This window comes from Mycolicibacterium alvei, from assembly GCF_010727325.1.
Taxonomy (GTDB): Bacteria; Actinomycetota; Actinomycetes; order Mycobacteriales; family Mycobacteriaceae; genus Mycobacterium; species Mycobacterium alvei.
This window is the reverse complement of the sequence record NZ_AP022565.1, coordinates 4,920,130-4,938,505: the sequence shown is the minus strand read 5'-3', so window position 1 is coordinate 4,938,505 and position 18,376 is coordinate 4,920,130. Positions and strand designations below refer to the sequence as shown.

19 protein-coding genes and 1 tRNA gene are annotated in these 18,376 nt (G+C 66.3%); 13 read left to right on the top strand and 7 right to left on the bottom strand.

Annotation, left to right across the window (positions count from 1 at the left end; all coding sequences use genetic code 11):
- Nucleotides 1–3: 3 nt before the first annotated feature.
- Entirely contained in the window at nucleotides 4–1,836 is a 1,833-nt protein-coding gene (locus G6N44_RS23585) for a hypothetical protein (protein ID WP_163668220.1), read from the bottom strand.
- Nucleotides 1,837–1,993: 157 nt separating this feature from the next.
- Between G6N44_RS23585 and G6N44_RS23580 the strand changes: the two genes are divergently transcribed.
- Nucleotides 1,994–4,135 (top strand): M64 family metallopeptidase, encoded by a 2,142-nt coding sequence (locus G6N44_RS23580; protein WP_163668218.1) that lies wholly within the window; start codon nucleotides 1,994–1,996, stop codon nucleotides 4,133–4,135.
- Between the two features lie 11 nt (nucleotides 4,136–4,146).
- Entirely contained in the window at nucleotides 4,147–4,872 is a 726-nt protein-coding gene (locus tag G6N44_RS23575; protein WP_163668216.1) for a hypothetical protein, read from the top strand.
- Here the strand turns inward: G6N44_RS23575 and G6N44_RS23570 are convergent.
- Entirely contained in the window at nucleotides 4,869–5,360 is a 492-nt protein-coding gene (locus G6N44_RS23570; protein ID WP_163668215.1) for a DUF6636 domain-containing protein, read from the bottom strand. The genes G6N44_RS23575 and G6N44_RS23570 overlap by 4 nt on opposite strands.
- Nucleotides 5,361–5,518: 158 nt before the next feature.
- Nucleotides 5,519–6,151 carry a cutinase family protein gene (locus G6N44_RS23565; protein ID WP_163668213.1) on the bottom strand — a complete coding sequence of 211 codons (633 nt, stop codon included), beginning with the start codon at nucleotides 6,149–6,151 and terminating at the stop codon, nucleotides 5,519–5,521.
- Nucleotides 6,152–6,291: 140 nt separating this feature from the next.
- Between G6N44_RS23565 and G6N44_RS23560 the strand changes: the two genes are divergently transcribed.
- From G6N44_RS23560 to G6N44_RS23545, 4 genes are all read left to right on the top strand, one after another.
- Nucleotides 6,292–7,149, top strand: a complete 858-nt coding sequence (locus G6N44_RS23560) for a CDP-diacylglycerol diphosphatase (RefSeq protein WP_163668211.1) — start codon at nucleotides 6,292–6,294, stop codon at nucleotides 7,147–7,149.
- 178 nt (nucleotides 7,150–7,327) lie between these two features.
- Nucleotides 7,328–7,954 carry a riboflavin biosynthesis intermediates N-glycosidase gene (locus G6N44_RS23555; RefSeq protein WP_163668210.1) on the top strand — a complete coding sequence of 209 codons (627 nt, stop codon included), beginning with the start codon at nucleotides 7,328–7,330 and terminating at the stop codon, nucleotides 7,952–7,954.
- Nucleotides 7,955–8,224: 270 nt separating this feature from the next.
- Entirely contained in the window at nucleotides 8,225–8,452 is a 228-nt protein-coding gene (locus tag G6N44_RS23550) for a hypothetical protein (RefSeq protein ID WP_163668208.1), read from the top strand.
- 61 nt (nucleotides 8,453–8,513) lie between these two features.
- Nucleotides 8,514–9,272 (top strand): tyrosine-type recombinase/integrase, encoded by a 759-nt coding sequence (locus G6N44_RS23545; protein ID WP_235682857.1) that lies wholly within the window; start codon nucleotides 8,514–8,516, stop codon nucleotides 9,270–9,272.
- A 47-nt stretch (nucleotides 9,273–9,319) separates the two neighbouring features.
- On the opposite strand, the gene G6N44_RS23540 is transcribed toward G6N44_RS23545, so the two are convergent.
- Nucleotides 9,320–9,393: transfer RNA gene (locus G6N44_RS23540), tRNA-Leu, on the bottom strand.
- A 117-nt stretch (nucleotides 9,394–9,510) separates the two neighbouring features.
- Here G6N44_RS23540 and G6N44_RS23535 point away from each other — a divergent pair.
- From G6N44_RS23535 to G6N44_RS23520, 4 genes are all read left to right on the top strand, one after another.
- Nucleotides 9,511–10,209 carry a hemerythrin domain-containing protein gene (locus tag G6N44_RS23535; protein WP_163668206.1) on the top strand — a complete coding sequence of 233 codons (699 nt, stop codon included), beginning with the start codon at nucleotides 9,511–9,513 and terminating at the stop codon, nucleotides 10,207–10,209.
- A gap of 25 nt (nucleotides 10,210–10,234) precedes the next feature.
- Entirely contained in the window at nucleotides 10,235–10,441 is a 207-nt protein-coding gene (locus G6N44_RS23530) for a hypothetical protein (RefSeq protein ID WP_163668204.1), read from the top strand.
- Nucleotides 10,442–10,564: 123 nt separating this feature from the next.
- Nucleotides 10,565–11,272 carry an ABC transporter ATP-binding protein gene (locus G6N44_RS23525; protein WP_372508225.1) on the top strand — a complete coding sequence of 236 codons (708 nt, stop codon included), beginning with the start codon at nucleotides 10,565–10,567 and terminating at the stop codon, nucleotides 11,270–11,272.
- Nucleotides 11,269–13,770, top strand: coding sequence for an ABC transporter permease (locus tag G6N44_RS23520; RefSeq protein ID WP_163668202.1), 2,502 nt, complete (start codon nucleotides 11,269–11,271; stop codon nucleotides 13,768–13,770). The genes G6N44_RS23525 and G6N44_RS23520 overlap by 4 nt, the downstream gene beginning before the upstream one ends.
- On the opposite strand, the gene G6N44_RS23515 is transcribed toward G6N44_RS23520, so the two are convergent.
- The 3 genes from G6N44_RS23515 to G6N44_RS23505 are packed head-to-tail and all read right to left on the bottom strand — an operon-like array spanning nucleotide 13,757 to nucleotide 16,147.
- Nucleotides 13,757–14,380, bottom strand: a complete 624-nt coding sequence (locus tag G6N44_RS23515; protein ID WP_163668200.1) for a class I SAM-dependent methyltransferase — start codon at nucleotides 14,378–14,380, stop codon at nucleotides 13,757–13,759. The two genes, G6N44_RS23520 and G6N44_RS23515, sit on opposite strands and share 14 nt — an antisense overlap.
- Nucleotides 14,377–14,946, bottom strand: a complete 570-nt coding sequence (locus tag G6N44_RS23510) for a DUF4389 domain-containing protein (protein WP_163670295.1) — start codon at nucleotides 14,944–14,946, stop codon at nucleotides 14,377–14,379. The genes G6N44_RS23515 and G6N44_RS23510 overlap by 4 nt, the downstream gene beginning before the upstream one ends.
- Nucleotides 14,947–14,956: 10 nt before the next feature.
- Complete coding sequence (locus G6N44_RS23505; RefSeq protein ID WP_163670294.1) at nucleotides 14,957–16,147, bottom strand: FAD-dependent oxidoreductase; 1,191 nt, start codon at nucleotides 16,145–16,147, stop codon at nucleotides 14,957–14,959.
- A 262-nt stretch (nucleotides 16,148–16,409) separates the two neighbouring features.
- Here G6N44_RS23505 and G6N44_RS23500 point away from each other — a divergent pair, with 262 nt between their 5' ends.
- The 3 genes from G6N44_RS23500 to kdpA are packed head-to-tail and all read left to right on the top strand — an operon-like array spanning nucleotide 16,410 to nucleotide 18,270.
- On the top strand, nucleotides 16,410–16,514 hold the full coding sequence (locus G6N44_RS23500) for a potassium-transporting ATPase (RefSeq protein WP_220099787.1): 105 nt from the start codon (nucleotides 16,410–16,412) through the stop codon (nucleotides 16,512–16,514).
- The gene (locus G6N44_RS23495; RefSeq protein ID WP_163668199.1) at nucleotides 16,511–16,600 is read left to right on the top strand and encodes a potassium-transporting ATPase subunit F; all 90 of its coding nucleotides are present in this window, start codon (nucleotides 16,511–16,513) and stop codon (nucleotides 16,598–16,600) included. The genes G6N44_RS23500 and G6N44_RS23495 overlap by 4 nt, the downstream gene beginning before the upstream one ends.
- Nucleotides 16,600–18,270 (top strand): potassium-transporting ATPase subunit KdpA, encoded by a 1,671-nt coding sequence (gene kdpA, locus G6N44_RS23490; RefSeq protein ID WP_163668198.1) that lies wholly within the window; start codon nucleotides 16,600–16,602, stop codon nucleotides 18,268–18,270. The genes G6N44_RS23495 and kdpA overlap by 1 nt, the downstream gene beginning before the upstream one ends.
- The last annotated feature ends 106 nt before the right edge of the window (nucleotides 18,271–18,376 follow it).

The following is an 18,376-nucleotide window of genomic DNA, read 5'->3' as shown; positions in this document are numbered from 1 at the left end:
GGACTACACCGCGCCGGCGCCTCCGGTGAAGAGATCCCACGTGGTCTGCAGTCCGTTGAGCACTCCTGCCGGTATGGCGGAGACGAAGTCGATGGCGCTGATGGCGCGCAGTGACGTGATATCGGTGGCCCGTTGCGAGCCGATCAGCACCGCCACGGCATCACCCCGTGCCGTGGTGATGGTGAACGAGTCGTCGCCGTCGCCGTACTGGCCTGCGCAGTCGATGCCGGTCTTGCATGCCCCGGTGGCCGGATCGATGTTCTCGTCGAACATGTCGTTGATCCACCCGGCGGACAGCTCACGGACGGCCAGCGGATTCTGCGGCTGCGGGAACCCGGCGATCAGGTACGCGGTGGCCTGGATCAACGGGTTGCCGCCCTGCATCGGGTCCATGTGCACGCCGTCTTCGAGGACCACACCGGTGAACTGTCCCGGCCTGGCTTCGGTCAGCTGGCCGTTGACATCGCTGAACACGTTGAGAAAGTTCAGTGGGGCGCCGATCTCGTAGATCGGGATGTAGTCGTTCGGGTCGTCATCGCTGGGGTCCGCGGTCCCATTCGTTTCCAGCGCGTCCAGCCGGTCCATGGCGTCGGGGATGATCGAGCCCATCGGCACCGCGTCGTAGATCACCACACCGGCGAGGTCGTTGGGTGCCTCAAGACCCTGGTCGCGTCGGCGTGACAAGCCCTCGGCGTAGTACCCCGCGACGCCGGGCGCGAACCCGCCGCCCAGCGAGTGCCCGACGAGGACGAACTGCGTTGGCACGTCCAGGTTCTCGGTGCGCCCGGCTTTGAGCTCCGCGGTATCCATGCTGGCGTTGAGCGCGGTGCGGTCCGGGTCGAGGAACAACTGGGCGACCGACTCGTGCAGGTTGTCGCCGCCGAGCCACATACCGTCGGCCTCGAACGGATTCGACGAGAACGTGGTGGTGACGACGACGCTGTTGGTCGAATGGGCCAGATACGAGGCCGTGTAGCTGTAGAGCGGGCCGTTCGCCAGAAAGCCGTGCTGCAGGTAGATCATCCGGGCGGGCGGCTCACCGTTCTCGGAGGTAGGGAAATACCAATTGGATTCGACTTCATGGCCCTCGGAGATGACCAGGGTGGAGGTGCTGACCTGGACGGAGTCACGCAATTCCGGCGGAACCACCGGGTCTCCACCGACCACCCGCTCCAGGGTGGCCAGCGTGCCGAACACGGCGTCGCTGATCACCGACAACGCCTTGGGATAGTGCTGCGGTTCGGGATTGAGCGTCAGTGTGCCGAGGCTGCGGATCACGTCGTGGATGGTCTCGACCGGGTCGTGGGCGGCGGGCGCGGCGGCGGAGCGCTCCGGTCGGGCCGGCGGTTGCGGTGCGATCGGTGCCGTCCGGATGCGGATCGGTGGCCGGACCCGCACTTCGGCGACGCGCGGTTGCTGTGCCGCAACCTCCTCGGTGGCGTCGGTGGCGTTGTCCATCACGTCGCGGGTGGTGTCGCCGATGTCACGCAACGCTTTCCGGACGCCGCGGGTGGAATCCCGAAAATCGGCGCGGGCTTTTCGTACCGAAGCAGCGAATGGGCTCGCGGACCGGTCGGATTCTGTCGCCGCGCGTCGTACGGCTTTCGTGTCGGTTGCCGCGGCTTCTGAGCCCTCCGATCTCGCCCGCACTTTTACCGAGCGTGTGCTCCGTGGCGGGGACTGTCGTTCTGAATCGTTGTGTGTGGCCGCCGGCTTGGCATCCTGCTTCCCCGAGTCCCCCTCCTCGGCGTGGGCGGTGCCCGCCCCGGCCAGCACGGCCGCCGACAATCCGGCCGTGAACACTCCGGCACCCACCCATCCTGCGACTCGAGTCATATCCCGCTCCCCCTGTGCGCCGACCCTGACTCGTCGCACGCTAGTGGGACCGGTGACCCTGCGGGCCGAGTTCGGCCAGAACAGGTAGCGCACTACGCGTTCGGTCCAGGGTCTGAAGGAGGATCGTCAGAATCTCACCGCACGAGTGGGGGCTGAGATGACTGACAGTGTGACCGTCCTGCAGGACGTGGGGACCGGGTTGTTCAGTTTCAAGAAGACGCTGGCGATTCTCGGCGACGGATTCGCGGCGGGTGCAGACCAGACGACCTATAACAACTACGTCCGCGACGTCGTGATGAAGCAGGTCTTCGGGGCGGCCAGCTATTACAACGAGGACGCCGCCGCGTGGAACATCCGGCGGGTGAACCTCGAATCGAAGGACTCCGGCGCGAGCGAGCGGACATGGAACGACGCCGGAACGCCGACCGACATCTCCGACGACACATCCACCGACAGCATCCACGACACCGCGCTGAACATCATCGCCAACGGCGCGTGGTGGCACAACTGGTTCGAGGACGGGACCGATACCGGCACCCGGATCAGCAACGCGATCAATACGTGGGCCAAGGGGGCGGATTTCACCCTGATCATCGTCAACTCGACAAAGCCGGGCGGACTGCGCACCGGCACCACCCTCAAGGTCACCCTCAACGAGGGCTGGGCAACCATCGCCCACGAATTCGGCCACGGCTTCGGCGATTTGGCCGACGAGTACAGTGCCAACGGCAAAGGAGCCTTCACCGGTTCCGACCCCGGTAAGGTGAACCTCACCCTCGAAACGAAACGCTCCAAACTGAAATGGAGCAACTACGTCAATCCCTCGACGCCGGTGCCCACCGGCGTGGGGACGGCCGCTGGGTGGACCGTCGGCACCAAGCCCGTCGGGTGGGACGACGCCTCCGACGCCGGGTTGTTCGAGGGCGGCCACACTTTCGAGACCGGGATCTACCGGCCGGTGATCAATTGCCGGATGAACAGCGACACCCCGGACTTCTGCCCGGTCTGCTACACGGAACTCAAGACGCGCTACCACCTTCCCGCCGGGCACGATTTCCGCAAGGCGGTACCCGGGCGGTTCACGTCGACTTACGGTTCGGAGGTCGTCGTCCCCGAGAACCGCGCACTGACCGTCTACCGCGCCGACGGCAACCTGTGGGAGCACAAGAAGACCACGGCCGCAGCCGTCCCCGGCATCTGGGCCATCCGTCCCGGTGACACCTACCTCGCGGCGGACTTCGACGGCGACGGCCGCGACGAACTCGTCGTATTCAACTCCACCGACTGGGTTTTCCCGTACCTCGCGCTGATCAAGGTGAACACCGACGGCACGATGCGGGTGCAGGCACGGTATGACGGGGACATCCCCGGGTGGGGCGGGTTTGCGCGCAACGATCGGCTGATGGCCGGTGACTTCAACGGCGACGGCAAGACCGACCTGCTGATCTACAACTTCGACGACTGGTCGATGCCCTATGTCGCGACGTTGATGTCGACCGGTTCCGGATTCACCCAGAGCCGCCGCTATGACGGCGACATCCCCGGATGGGGCGGGTTGGCCCGCCACGACCAGATCTTCGTCGGCGATTTCGGCGGTACCGACCACGACGACCTACTGATCTGGAACTCGCGGGATTGGAGCAGCGAGTACCTCGGCCTGTTCCGCATGCGACGCGGAGCGTTCAGCTGTATCCGGTTGTGGGAGGACGACCTTCCGGGCTGGGGCGGGTTCGCCAAGCATGACAGGTTCATCGTCGGTGACTTCAACGGTGACGGAAAGGACGATCTCTACCTCTTCAACGGCACCGACTGGGCGAACCCGTACCTGGCGATGTTCCGTTCCACGGGAAGCGATTTCACCCGTAGCCGGATGTTCGACGGCGAGGTCCCCGGCTGGGGCGGAATGCGCCAGGGTGACCAGTTCCTGGCCGCCGATCTCACCGGCAGCGGGAAAGTCGGCCTGTTCGCCTGGAACATGGTCGACTGGTCGCACACCTACGCCGGGCGGATGATCTCCAGCGGCGCCAACCTGTCGGCAGACTTCCGTGAGGACTGGATCGGCGAATGGCACCTGAGTTCATCGGATGTCTTCAACCGCGTTCCCGTCTACGAGCGGTTCCGTCCGCCGATCGGCAAAGGGCACCGGATACTCCCCGGCCCGATCATCCTGCGCGGACCCGACCGCGTGCTCGTGCACAACCGTGACTGGCTGGGCACTTTCCGCGGCGTCCAACCGCTGCGACTGAACTGCATCTACAACAAATGGGTGCACAACTACCGGTACGGCAGAAACTGGTGATGGAGACGAAGATGACTGATTCGACTGAACGGCCGTCGAAGAACCTGCGCCGGCGACGGCCGTTGGGCACGACCACCGACGGGTTCGCCCGCGGTCAGGCCAAGGACGGCGGCACACTATCGGCGCTGCGCCGGGAGCAGACTGGCCGGAGCAAGCCCTCGGTGGCCGCCTCACAGGCGCTGGTCCGTGGTAGCGCCACGAAACGGAAATGGGGTCCCCAGGTGGCACCGGAACGTGAACCAGCAGAACCGGACCGCAGTGTCCGCCTTCGCCTGCAGGTCCGCCGCGGCCGAATCACCGTGCTGGACAGTGCCGTCGTCGAGGCCCCCGCCGCCGATGACGCCGAGGTGCGCGGTTCGGCGTTCCTCGAGGTGCGCGCCGGTGATCAGGTGATCGCGTTGCAACCGCTGATCGATCCCGGACTCAGCATCGGCATTCCCGACCCGGCCGATTCATCTGACGACTTCCGCGGGCATCGTGTCGTTCGCGAATCCACTTGGGAGACTGCCATTCGCGTACCCGTCGGGGCGCTCGCGACCATCGCGCCGAGTGATCTGTCGATCTCGATATTCGAAGCACCCGAACACGTGGTGCTCGACGCACGCTCGTCGCGGTCGGTCGCCTCGCGGGTACGGTCGGTGACGACGTTGGCGAGCAGTTCCCAGCTGCGGGCCCGGGATCTCCCCGAGGGCGTGTTCGGCGGCACGGGGCGCAAGCGACCCTCGCGAGAGCCCTAGCCGAGGTCGAGAGATTCGCGCGATATCCGGAAGAAGTGTCCGGTGGTGGCCTCGGTGCAGATGACACCCGTGGGTTGCGACTCGCACCTGATCGGCCCGGCCGAACGTGCCTGACCGTACGGCAGCGTGGGTGTTCCGGGCTCGAAAATGGTGTCGCCGTGGCAGTGCACCTCGGGTGCGCTGCCCGGCTCCAGGCTGACGCGGTCACCCCAGGCCAGGGGGCAGTCTGTCGGCTTGGGCGGAGGGGTATAGGTGTGCTCACGGATCTCGCAGACGACGCCGTTGGTGCCGTCGACGCCGTCGGAGACCAGACACCAGATATTGCCCGACGGGGTGATGAACTTGTGCGGCGCCGGGCTGGCGTATGCGGTTGCGGGGAGGGCGATGATGGCCGCCACTGCGATGGCGGTCGGCAGCACGCGGCCGCGCCCCATCCCGCCTTTTCCGAGCAGGCGCGTGATGGAGTACGTGCCGAACGTCGTCCCCACTTCCGATCTCCCCTGGTCGTTCGATATAGACGCAGTATCGCCCGTTGGGCCACGGTGAGCGCCCAGAACGTCTGACTTTCCGCGCGTCGTCCGCGAATCTGAGCTTGTGTGCGAGCTTCGGCCAGAATCTCGCACACAAGTTCAGATTCGACGGCTGGCTAGAGCCGACCGGCGGCGAAATCGGCTGCCTGAGCGACCTTTCCGGACTGCACGTAAGAAACATGGGCGCCCATGTCCCAGCCGCCCTCCCAACAGATCGGGTCGCCCTCGTTGCACTGGTCGACGGAGTTGGCAGCGTACTGCGGTGTCAGCGTCGGCAGCGGCATCCCGGCGGCCAGAAGGCCCGAGAAGCTGGTGCGCGGCGCACCGAACAAGGCCGTGGCCGCCACATGGTCGGCGGTCTGGGGAGACGCTGCGTTGGTGGCCTGTTCGATGACCGCCGCCCCCTGCGAGTAGCCGCCGAGCACCATCTTGGTGTTCGGGCAGTTGGCGGCGATGGACTCGATGAGGGACCGCGCCGCGTCGGTGCCGGCCGGGGTGCTGTTGTGGAAATCGTTGTTGGCCGGGTAATCCACCGCGGTTGCGTCGACGGTGCGCGGTGCCGCCCGGGCCCGCAGATCGTCGACGAACGGACCACCGACACTGCCCAGGCCCGGCGGCTCGTTGGTGCCGCGGGCGAACACCACCTCAACATCGGGGCACGGGGCCGCCGCGGCCGGCGCGGCGGTGGCCGTCGGGACAGCTGCGGCGAATGCCGCCACGGCCAGGATCAAAGCAGGCTTGCTGGTCATACCGATCGATCGTAGGACCGTTCCCCCGATCGGGGGACCCGCGATTCCGGTGATTCATCGTCTGACCAGCGGACAGACTCGGTGGCTCTCAAACGGGATGGTGTTTTCAACACACCGACACCCACCCGAGGGGACACCACATGACCACCACCAACCGCATCGGTTTCGCCCGTCGCTTCGCACTCATCACCGCCGCAGCGGCTGTGCCGGTGATGGGACTCGTCGTCGCGCCGACCGCCGGCGCACAGGCCACCGAGTTCGGTCCGTGCGGGAACGTGCACGACAACGTCGACCTCTGGAAGGACGTCAGGTACGCCACGCCCAAGCACAAGGACGGCGCCATCGACGTCGTGTTCCCCGGCGGGGACAAGTCCCGCGGCTACGCGGTCCGGCAAGGACACCACCCCGCGCAGCTGACCGATCTGCTGGTGATCCCGACGGCCCGCGAGACCGGCATCGAATGCGACAACCTGTTGGAAGCCAACGCTCCGCACTACTTCAAGGACGCCTTCGAGCAGGCCAGCATCCTGCCGCCGGGCAACCAGGGTCAGGCTCCGGACTGGGCACTGGGCATCAACTCCGCCGACAACCGCGGCCAGGACCAGCTGCACATCCACGTGACCCTGCTCGACCCGACCGCCCGCGCCGACATCGACCAGGCCGTCAAGAACCACAAGGTCACCAAGGATGAGAAGGCCTGGAAGACCTCGGTGATCGGGGTGCGCGGCCACACCGAGAAGGGCCCGATCGAGACCAGCCCCCGCGGCTACCGGGCGTGGAACACCGACAACATCGACCAGAACTTCTTCGCCGCGCTGAACACCCAGATCGTCGCGCCGCTGAAGAAGGCCGGCGCCGATGTGGGCATGAACAACGAGACCCTGCTGATCACCAAGAACCACCAGGGCCCCGGGTTCATCGTGCTTGCCAGTGACGAGAAGTCCGGCATGACCCCGTTCGGCGTCAACAACATCGAGCGGCTGCTCGACAAGGGCTGACGCTGCCTGCGATCCCAACGGCCACCCGAGTACGGGTGGCCGTTGGTGTTGATGTGCCCCCAGTCGGACTCGCACCGACATAGCGGCCCAGATCGACTGCCCCACAGCGGGTTTACCTGACCAAAGGCATCACCGTAGATCACTGACAGTATCTGTAACTGTGGGCAGAATGTGGGCAGTGAATGAATGGGACGGACTGGTGAGTCCATCCCGGATCGTCGCGTTGACAGCGACAGCTAGGTTGGGTGCCGTGGCGGGAACGAGTGACAGATTACTGGTGCCGGTGATCGATCGGTTCCGCGGTGAGCATTTCTTCCTGTCGAACCATTACCCCGCGGTGACGCCACACCGTGGCCATCTGTTCCCGACGAGTGAGCACGCATACATGGCCGCCAAGACCGACGACCAGGCCGCGATCGCCGCGATCCTCGCAACCGAAGACCCGAATGAAGCCAAGACCATCGCGGCCGCGGCGCCGCTCGTCGACCACTGGGGAACCCGCAAGTACGCGGCCATGGAAGACATCCTCACCGCCAAGTTCACCCACAACCCCGATCTCGCCCACAAGCTGATCGCCACGGCGGGCACCGTCCTGGTGGAGGGCAACACCTGGCACGACCAAACCTGGGGAACCTGCACCTGCGACGAACACCGCGACGTCCCCGGCGACAACGCGCTCGGCGTCATCCTGATGGTCATCCGGATGCGGCTTGCGATTTCAAATCCACAAGGGTCGCGTTTGAAACGCGCCCCTTCCTGCTCGGCTGATATTCGTTACCCATCGGGCTCCGATCGCCGACCATGAGAGACGACGTGAACACCGCACCACCTGACCCTTACGACATCGCCGAGGCACTCGCCGACGCGGCTGATCCCTGCCTCGACGACGGCGCAGTGTCATATTCAATGCTCTGCACGGCGGAGAGCCATTCTTTGCTCTCTACGATCTCCTGCATGCGATCACCGCGGCGCACTACCCGATCCCTCATGACATCGTGTCCGCAGTGCGCGACGCGATCGACTGGCTGCTCGATGGCGCCAGTGCCGCGATCACCTGTACGAGGAGACAGTCGAGATGCGCCGACTGGTCGACCAGGTGCCGTCCACCAACGTGAAGGCTGGCACGATCGGCACGTTCGGCGACGCACACATGGGCTGGATCATCCTCTGCGACGCCGGCCTGACCGATGCGCCCCACGATCAGCAGGCCGACGCGATCCGCGACTGTCTGCGCCACAACAAGCCCGGCTGGGCACTGCGCTATCACCTGCCGGCTGAGGGATTCGGCCACCTACTCGGCTGAGCGCGTCCGGATCACTGTGTCGTCTTCGTCAATCAGCTCCACCTTGCCGACAGTGTGACCGGTGACCGCCTCGAACACGCGGGCTGCTGCCGCGTGCTTGGCGCGCAACGCGGCTCGGGGCGTGAAGCTCCCGGCCCGGTCCAAGCGGAAGAACATCTATTTGACCGCCGAGCAGCTCCAGGTGCTCGCCGTGGAGTCGGGCCGGTACCTGTCGCTGGTGTTGTTGCTCGGAACGGCCGGCCTGCGCTGGGGCGAGGCTGCGGCGCTGCGGGTCGGTGACTTCGACTTCCTCAAACGCAAAGTGGTATTTCACGAGAACGCTGTCGCGGTCGGCGCTGATGTCCACCTGGGCACGCTGAAGTCAGGCAAGGAACGCACGGTTGTGTTGCCCGCGTTCGTCGTTGACGAGCTGGCGAAGACATGCCGGGGCAAGCAGCACGGTGACCTGATCTGGCCGGCCCGCGACGGTGGCCACCTCGGTCCCCCGTCGTCACACGATTCCTGGCTGTCCGGTTCGGTCGGACGCTGCCAGACCGCCGCCACCGCGGCCAGGGCCAAGGAAAGCAAGGGCGGCAAGGAACCGACCACACCGGTAGTCCCGCGTGTTACGGCGCACGCGCTGCGGCACACCGCGGCGTCGTTGGCGATCTCAGCCGGGGCCAACGTGAAGGTGATTCAGCGAATGCTCGGACACTCCTCGGCGGCGATGACATTGGACGTGTACGCCGACTTATTCGATGACGACCTCACTGGGGTTGCCGACAAATTAGATGAGACTGTGGGCAAAATGTGGGCAAAGCGCGCTCAGGCCGCCGGATAGACGCCGCGATATGGCTTCTACCAGCCACGATGCCACAATCGACACGGTGCCCCCAGTCGGACTCGAACCGACACTTGGCGGATTTTAAGTCCGCTGCCTCTGCCAATTGGGCTATGGGGGCGATCGGTAGCACCGTACCTGGCCACGGGGTCGCCACCGGCCACGCCCTGAGCTAGATTGCCCCGCATCACAAGCCGACGCCAAGTCCGCCGCAAGTGCCACCCGTCACGCTAGGCGCATGGAAAGCCCCACTCAGCCGACAACATCCATTCGGGTCACGCCACGCCACGACGGCGACCCCGCACCTGATCTTCTGGGCATCACCCTGGCCCACCGCGCAATGATCACCGATGTCGGCCGGGTCGCAGAGTTGACCGAGGAAATCGCCGACGGGCGCATCCTGTGCGCACCCAACCGCGCGCAGGCACTGGCGCGGTATGTCGATCTGTTGTGCGACTCCATCCACCACCATCACAGGCTCGAGGACCAGGTGTTGTGGCCGGTCATCAAAGCCTCCGCCGGGAGCAATGTGGACCTGACCAAACTGACCGAAGACCACACGGCGCTCGATCCTCGTCTCGACGGGATACGCGCCTTGGCCAACTCGTTTCGGCAGTCGGGCGGCCACAACATTGCCGCGATCCCGCTGAAGGCCGCGCTCCAAGAACTGCACACCATGCTGCGCGACCACATCGCCGACGAGGAGCGCGAGTTGTTCCCGGTGATCCGGCGGCACGTCGCAGTTGCCAACTGGGCCATGGTGGAGAAGGCCGCTCAACGGGGCGGACGGTTGTCCTTCGACGGGCCTCGCACGCTGGCGGTGATGACCGATGACGAGCGGGCCGCGCTGACCGACGAAGTCAGCCCGGTGCTACTGGCCCTGATCAAGCTGATGGCGTTGCGGCACCGGCGATTCGAGCGCCGGGTATTCGGCTGAACGACACAGACGATCAACCCCGGTCATGGCCTTCGTCGATGACAAGTCCGTCTCGGCGGTGCTGAACTACGGCGAGCACTCGGATTGGGTGCGCAATGTCTGGGTCGCCGGCGCAGCCGCTGTGGTTCGTCGCCACAGTGACGCCGGTTTCGACACCTGGGTCGTGCAAATCGAGGCGGCGCGACCCTGGGGTCGAAACCGGCGCCGTGGCCATGGTGGAAGCCCGTTCTGACTGCTCGATGCCACCGAGCGTGCGCAAAACGCGCCGAGTCGGGGCAGCAGACGCGCAGGTTCGCCCAGATAGGCGACATGACCCGGCGTAGGCTGCGCATATCCCGACTCCCGGGAGGCTGCGATGCCCGAACTGGCCATCGAACTGCGCGACGTGGTGCGCGAGTACAAGGTCGGCGGCCAGATCGTCCGCGCTCTCGACGAGATCAGCCTCCACCTCAACGGCGGGCAGTTCGTGTCGATCATCGGGCCCTCGGGCGCGGGTAAGAGCACTCTGCTGCACCTGCTCGGCGCACTGGACTCCCCCGATTCCGGCTCGATCACCTTCGATGGCGAGGAGATCGGGCGCCTGGGCGACGAGCAGCAGTCGGCGTTCCGTCACCACCGGGTCGGGTTCGTCTTCCAGTTCTTCAACCTGTTGCCGACGCTGTCGGCCTGGGAGAACGTGGCCGTCCCGAAGCTGCTCGACGGGGTCCGGCTCGGCAAGGTCAAACCGCAGGCCGTGGAGTTATTGGACCGGGTCGGCCTGGGTAATCGGACCGAGCATCGGCCGTCCGAACTGTCCGGCGGCCAGATGCAACGCGTCGCGGTGGCCCGCGCCATGATGATGGACCCGCCGCTGATCCTCGCCGACGAACCGACGGGCAACCTGGATTCGACGACGGGTGCGGCGATCTTGACCCTGCTGGCCGAGGTCGCCCACGAGGAGGGCCTCGGCCGCCTGGTGGTGATGGTGACCCACAACGCCGAGGCCGCGGCGGCCACCGATCGGATCATCACCCTGCAGGACGGGCGGCTCGGCTCCGACGAGATGTCGGTGGTGCCGGGGTGAAACCCCACCTCGCGATAGGGGCGGCAGCGAGTCGGCTCCGGGTGTTCAGCCTGCGCGAGCTCACCGTGCACCGACGGCGCACGCTGGCCTCGATCGCCGTAATGGCCGTGTCGGCAATGTATCTCGTCGCGATCCTCGGCATCTTCGGGTCGATCACCGGATCGGTCAACCGGCTCGCGGACGGCGTCGCCGGCATCGCCGCGCTGGAGGTCTCGGGTGTCACCGACGCGGGGTTTCCCGAGTCGGTAGCAGCCGATGTCGCCAAGGTTCCCGGTGTGGCGACCGCCGCCCCGATGATCCGGATGTCCGCCCCCACCGCGACCGAACCGGTGCTGCTGTTCGGTGCCGACGACCGCAGCCGTGCCTTGGAAGGCGCCCTGAAAGATGCCGTCGGAGTGGACGTCCAATCCCCGACGGCACAAGAGGGCGTCCGCGTCGGACCCGGCGTCGGGCACGCGAAAGGCGAGACGTTCCAGCTCGGTTCGGGCTCGGTCACCGTCACCGAGGTCCTGGAGGGCAAACAGCTCGCCGATCTCAACGGCGGCCACTACGTGTTGGCCCCACTTCCGTTGGCGCAGAACGTCACCGGACGACAAGGACAGCTCGACTCGATCCTGATCACCACCACACCGGACGCGGATCTCAACACGGTGAGAGAGCAGGTCACCGCGGCGGTGAACGGCCGGGCCCTGGTCGCCGCCCCGAGTTCACGGGCGGCCCGCGCCGGCGACGGCGTCAAGCTGATGAACTACATGGCGTTGATGGGCGCGGCGGTCGCCCTGGTGGTCGGCGCGTTCCTGATCTACACGACGATGACGATGGCGATCGCCCAACGCCGCCCGGTCATCTCGATGCTGCGCGCCATCGGCGGCCGGCGCACCACCATTGTCCGCGACATGCTGGCCGAGGCCACGATCCTCGGGCTGATCGGCGGCACCATCGGATCACTGTTGGGAATCGCGTTGGGCCGCCTGGCAATCGGACGGCTGCCCCCGACGGTGACGCAGGGCCTCGAAGCCCGCATCGAGTACTGGCTGCCCAGCTACGCGATCCCGGTCGCGATCGCGGCCACGGTACTGACCAGTGTGGCGGCGTCGGCGATGGCGGCCCGGCAGGTGTACAAGGTGTCGCCGATCGAGGCGCTGGCCCCGGTCGGGGTGTCGGCGGCCGACAACGTTCCGCGCTGGCTGCGCATCACCACCGGCATCGCGGCCGTGGCGGTGCTGGCGGCGGCGATCCTGATCGTGTTCTACCAACCGGGTTCCATGGCGTTCGTCGCGATCGCAGCCCTGTTCACCGCACAGATCGCACTCGGCTTCGCGTTGGCCGGGCCCATCGTCACGGCCACCGCCGCGGTGGCACGCCTGTTCGGATCGGCCGGGGCGCTGGCGGCGGCGACGGTGGAGCGTGCGCCGAGGCGGGTGTGGGCCACCGTGATGACCGTGCTGATCGCCGTCGTCACCACCGTGGTGATCACCGGGACGAACAACGACATGATCCGCTCGGCCCGTGACGTGTTCGCCCCCGTCGCCGATGTCGACGTCTGGGTGAGCGCCAATTCACCCGATCAGTACCCCACTGATCTTCTGCCCCAAGGCCTTACCCAGAACGTCACCGAAGTGCCCGGGGTCGCGAACGTCACCGAAGGGGCCCTGGGCTTCGCCGTCGTCGGCGGCACCCGCGTCATGCTCGACGGCTTCGCCCCCGGCAGCCACGATGCCCTCTTCCGTGCCCTCGACGACCAGACCCGCGCCGACGTGCTGGCCGGCCGTGGCGTGGTGCTCTCGCAGAATCTGGGCAAGACCCTCGACGTCGGGGTCGGCGACGACCTGCAGTTGCAGACACCGCACGGCCCGCAGCAGGCGAAGGTGCTGGCCCTGGTGCCCTACTTCTCCACGGTGATCGGCACCGTCGGAATGAGTCTCGATCAGATGCGCACCTGGTACGACCGGCCGGGGTCGACGACGCTACAGGTCACCGCGGCCAAGGGCACGGACCCCGAACGCCTGCTGGCCAACATCCGTCACGTCGTCCCCGCGCCGAACCACACTTACGACGGACGCTCCGCGCTGGCTGGTCTGGAAGCTCCGTTGCACCAGAGCATGCTGATCGCCAACGCGGTGTGGATCATCGTGGTGTTCGTCGCCGCGGTCGCGCTGCTGAACACACTGACGTTGTCCGTACTCGAGCGGCGGCGCGAGATCGGGGTGCTGCGGGCGATGGGATCCAGCCGTCGCTACGCGCTGGCCATGGTGCTGGCGGAGGCGGCGGCCATCGGCATCGTGGGCGGCATCCTGGGCCTGCTGATCGGGCTGATCGATCAGTGGCTGTTCAGCCTCGTCAGCGGGGACATCATGAGTTTCAATGTCACGTTCCGGCCCAGTCCCATGGCCCTGGTGTTCACGCTCGGAGCGCTGGCGATCAGCCTGCTGGGCTCGGTGCCGCCGGCGCGACGGGCCGCGCGGCTCAACATCATCGAGGCCGTCAGCGTCGAATAGTCGCGACTCCCTGCAGATGTGGTGTGCAGGGCGGCGGCACCAACGTCCGCCGGGTACTGCGCAGCCCGCTGGTGTCGAACCCGGCGGCGGCGATGGCGTCGACGGTACGACGGTTCGGCTCGCAGCCCGATGACAACCACGCCCACGGCCTCGCAATCAGATCCTGGAACCGACCCATCAGGCCCTCACCGCGCACATGCTCGAGGACGACCAACCGCCCGTCGGGAGTCAGCACGCGCCGGATCTCGGCGAGCGTGGCGGGCACATCATCAACCGAGCACAACACCAGACCCACGTGAACCGAGTCGAAACTACTGTCCGGGAACGGAATCGATTCGCCCGCGCCGGCGACGACATCGACGTTGACACCGTTGCGCCGAGCCAGGGCGCGGGCCATCCGCCGCATCGCGGGATCGGGCTCCACCGCGGCGACAGACGTCACCGCATCCGGCACGAACAGCAGATCGGTCCCCGGCCCGACCCCGATCATCAGCAACCGGCCCGTCGCCTGGCTCATCGCCGACCGGCGGTACCGGCGGTAGAACAGCCGGTCGAATATCGGCATACCGAGCCGATAGATATACGGGAACAACGGGTTACGGTGCCTCACTCGCGGGACCCCAGATCCATTCGAAACGGTGGATATTCGTCGCTCATCAGCGACACGTACACGGCGACCCGGTAGCGCCATCGCACCATCCCCATGAGCAGGTCGAACATGCTCTGCGAGACCGTCCCCCGGGCCGACAGTCGCACCGCGGAGACGACGCACAACACTTGCAACGGCGCCTCCATCGCCCAGCACATGATGATCTGCGGAAGCGCCAACAGCCACTTCACCAGAACCGACCCGCGGGAGAGCTGTTCGGGATAGGCGACCTGGAGATCGCCCGGATAGTCGTCGCGGGGCTTGAGGGTAAAGGGCGGGTACTTGTCGGTGGTGTTCATCGGGAACCGGTAATTCATCACCCGCCACGACCAGCGCAGCACCCCGACATTGAAATCGAACAGGGGCCGCGGATACCGACCGGTGAACAGGATCGCGATACCCGCCGCGAACACCACCAGCGGATACACCAGGTAGAGGCCGATCAGGATCGGGTAGTGCGGCACGGCCAGCACGCACCATTTGACCAGCCACAGCCATCTCGACGGCGCGTCGATCGCGCCTCGCACCCGCACGGTCTCAGCGGGCATGGTCACTGCCGGCGGAGCTCGCCGCGGCGAGCTCCCGACTGATTCCCGCGGCCATCCGGCGGTGGCTCACCACCCGCAGGAAGGTCGCCAACACCCACGTCATCATCCGGTTCGGAACCATCGCCGCCGGCCGCAGTACGGCCTCACCGTGCGACACCTGCAGCGAGGCCACCCGGGACACCGCCGCGACCCGACGGCGACGGCTGTTCTCGTACCAGCGCAGGGCAGCAGAGAGATCGCCGTCGGCACGGTGATGGAAGTCAGAAATCGCCTTGCACAACACCATCGTGTCGAGCAGCGCCTGGTTGGTTCCCTGCGCCAGGGTTGGTGGCATGGTGTGCGCCGCATCGCCCAGCAACGTCAACGCGCCGCGCCCCGGCCCGGGAACGGGATGACGGAAATGCGGATAGGGCGAATGCGCCAGGTCATCGTCGGTCAATGTCGCGAGTACTCGATCAACCAGGTCGGACCATCCGGTGAAATTGGCGCGGATCACCTCGATCGGGCGTTCGGGCCTGACGAAGTCCGGCGACCACGGCAGGTCGAACCACCACTGCACCTCGGTGTCTCCGGCCGGCCAGAGGCCGAGGTTTCCGTGCTCGCCGACGATGACGAAGGCGACGTGCCGATCGGCCCCCTCCGGAAGCGCGGCCAGCCCTTGCCAACTGCACCAGCCCGTCGGCACCGCGGTTGGCGCACCGACGATCTCGCGGATCTTCGAGTGCAGGCCGTCCGCGCCGATCACCAGATCTCCCTCCACACAACGGCCGTCGGCGAAATCGACCCGCATCCCACTGCCGGTCCCGACGCCGACCACCTGCGCGCCACACCGAATCCGTTCAGCCGGAAACCCTTCCAGCAGACGTTCGAGCAGAACCCGACGCGGAACCATCCGGACCGGCGCACCCATCCGGTTCACGATCGCGGCCACGTCGAGGGTGGTCATCGGGCGACCCGTGGAGGTCACCACCCGGACGGTGGTCAGCTCCTGGCCGGCGCCCGCCATTTCGACGCCGAGTTGCTGCAGCACAGTTTCACCGTTCGACCAGATGGTGACGGCACCGCCGCCGGCCCGCACCTCCGGGCGCTGCTCAAACACCGTCACGTCGTGCCCGTCGCGCAACAATCCGCGGGCGATGGAGATACCACCCACCCCTGCGCCGACAACGAGAACCTTCAGCGACGCTTTCGGCGCTGACTGGACGTGGTGCCGGCTCTCGGGCCGTTGTGGGCCCACGGCTCAATTTATGTCCGGTCCGGGGCCGCTGTACAGGGTTGCCGCCTCGTTCCCACAGGCTGGACCGCGTCATACCACCAGCACCCGTTGTCCAAAGACCGTTAAGGACTGCGCCTCGGGCGTAAAGAAACCGTCAAGGCCCCGGTCATGGCTGCTACCTGGACAGATCCTGGGAAAGGCCGCCGAAATCCGGAGGCCCGTAAACGTGTCTTCGAACGGAGACGGCATGTCTGTCCTGCTCTATCTGGTGCTGACAGTGGCGATCTTTGCGCTGCTGGGCCTGGTGCAGAAGTTGGTCGAGGGACTGTGAGCTACGAAAACGTCATCGGCCTGGGCCTGGCGATCCTCATCGCGCTGTTTCTCTTCGCGGCGCTGCTGTTTCCGGAGAGGTTCTAGTGACCACTACCACCGCGGGAATCGTCTTTCTCGCCGTCCTCATCGCCGCGGTGGCGGCCGTCCACGTCCCGCTCGGCGACTACATGTACCGCGTCTACACAGCCGAGAAGCATTCGCGTGTCGAGCGCGTCATCTACCGGCTGATCGGCGCCGATCCGAAGGCCGAACAGACCTGGGGCGCCTATGCCCGCAGCGTGCTGGCCTTCTCCGCGATCAGCGTCCTGTTCCTGTTCACCCTGCAGCTGGTGCAGGGCAAGCTGCCGCTGCATCTGAACGATCCGGGCACCCCGATGACCCCGGCGCTGGCCTGGAACACCGCGATCAGCTTCGTGACCAACACCAACTGGCAGGCCTATTCGGGTGAATCCACCCAGGGCCACCTCGTGCAGATGGCCGGCCTGGCGGTGCAGAACTTCGTCTCTGCCGCGGTCGGCATGGCTGTGGCGATGGCCTTCGTCCGCGGCCTGGTCCGGCGCAACACCGGCGACCTCGGCAACTTCTGGGTCGATCTCGTTCGCGGCAATCTCCGTATCCTGCTGCCGATTTCGATCGTCGGCGCGCTGATCCTGATCGGCGGCGGCGCCATCCAGAACTTCGCGCTGCACAGCGAGGTCGTCAACACGCTCGTCGGAGGCACTCAGACCATCCCGGGCGGACCGGTGGCCAGTCAGGAAGTCATCAAGCTGCTGGGCACCAACGGCGGCGGCTTCTTCAACGCCAACTCGGCGCACCCGTTCGAGAACCCCACCACCTGGACCAACTGGGTGGAGATCTTCCTGATCCTGATGATCCCGTTCTCGCTGCCGCGGACGTTCGGCCGCATGGTGGGCAACGTGAAGCAGGGCTACGCGATCGCCGCGGTGATGGCCGTCATCGCGACACTCAGCGTCAGCCTGATGATGCTGTTCCAGCTGCAGGCCCACGGCACCGTCCCCACCGCCACCGGCGCCGCGATGGAGGGTGTCGAGCAGCGGTTCGGCATCGCCAATTCGGCGGTGTTCGCGGATGCGACGACGCTGACATCGACCGGCGCCGTGGACTCCTTCCACGACTCCTACACCAGCCTCGGCGGCATGATCACGATGTTCAACATGCAGCTCGGCGAAGTGGCTCCCGGCGGTGTCGGCTCCGGGCTGTACGGGATGTTGGTGCTGGCGATCCTGACGGTGTTCGTCGCGGGCCTGATGGTGGGCCGCACCCCGGAATACCTCGGCAAGAAGATCACTCCCCGTGAGATCAAGCTCGCCGCAACATATTTCCTGATCACACCGTTGCTGGTGTTGACCGGCACCGCGGTGGCCATGGCCATGCCCGGCCAACGGGCGGGCATGCTGAACACCGGGCCGCACGGACTGTCGGAGGTGCTGTACGCGTTCACCTCGGCCGCCAACAACAACGGTTCGGCCTTCGCCGGTATCAGCGTCAACACCGAGTGGTACAACACCGCGCTGGGCCTGGCGATGGTGTTCGGCCGGTTCCTGCCGATCATCTTTGTGCTGGCACTCGCCGGATCGCTGGCCCGCCAGGGTAAGACACCTGATTCGGTCGGGACCCTGCCCACCCATCGGCCCCAGTTCGTCGGCATGGTCGCCGGCGTCACGCTGATCCTGGTCGCCCTCACCTTCTTGCCCATGCTCGCGCTCGGGCCTCTTGCCGAAGGAATCCACTGATGCCAAGCGTTCACTCCTCCCCCGTCGCCGAGCGTCACGCCAGAGTGGCTGCCGTCGGCGGCAGCCACTCCAGCGTGACAAAGGGCAATCGAATTCAAGGCGGCCT

Bases quoted from the DNA above. Each gene is read 5' to 3' on its own strand.
- G6N44_RS23585 (WP_163668220.1), bottom strand. From the start codon at position 1,836: ATGACTCGAGTCGCAGGATGGGTGGGTGCCGGAGTGTTCACGGCCGGA.
- G6N44_RS23580 (WP_163668218.1), top strand. From the start codon at position 1,994: ATGACTGACAGTGTGACCGTCCTGCAGGACGTGGGGACCGGGTTGTTC.
- G6N44_RS23575 (WP_163668216.1), top strand. From the start codon at position 4,147: ATGACTGATTCGACTGAACGGCCGTCGAAGAACCTGCGCCGGCGACGG.
- G6N44_RS23565 (WP_163668213.1), bottom strand. From the start codon at position 6,151: ATGACCAGCAAGCCTGCTTTGATCCTGGCCGTGGCGGCATTCGCCGCA.
- G6N44_RS23560 (WP_163668211.1), top strand. From the start codon at position 6,292: ATGACCACCACCAACCGCATCGGTTTCGCCCGTCGCTTCGCACTCATC.
- G6N44_RS23550 (WP_163668208.1), top strand. From the start codon at position 8,225: ATGCGCCGACTGGTCGACCAGGTGCCGTCCACCAACGTGAAGGCTGGC.
- G6N44_RS23535 (WP_163668206.1), top strand. From the start codon at position 9,511: ATGGAAAGCCCCACTCAGCCGACAACATCCATTCGGGTCACGCCACGC.
- G6N44_RS23530 (WP_163668204.1), top strand. From the start codon at position 10,235: ATGGCCTTCGTCGATGACAAGTCCGTCTCGGCGGTGCTGAACTACGGC.
- G6N44_RS23525 (WP_372508225.1), top strand. From the start codon at position 10,565: ATGCCCGAACTGGCCATCGAACTGCGCGACGTGGTGCGCGAGTACAAG.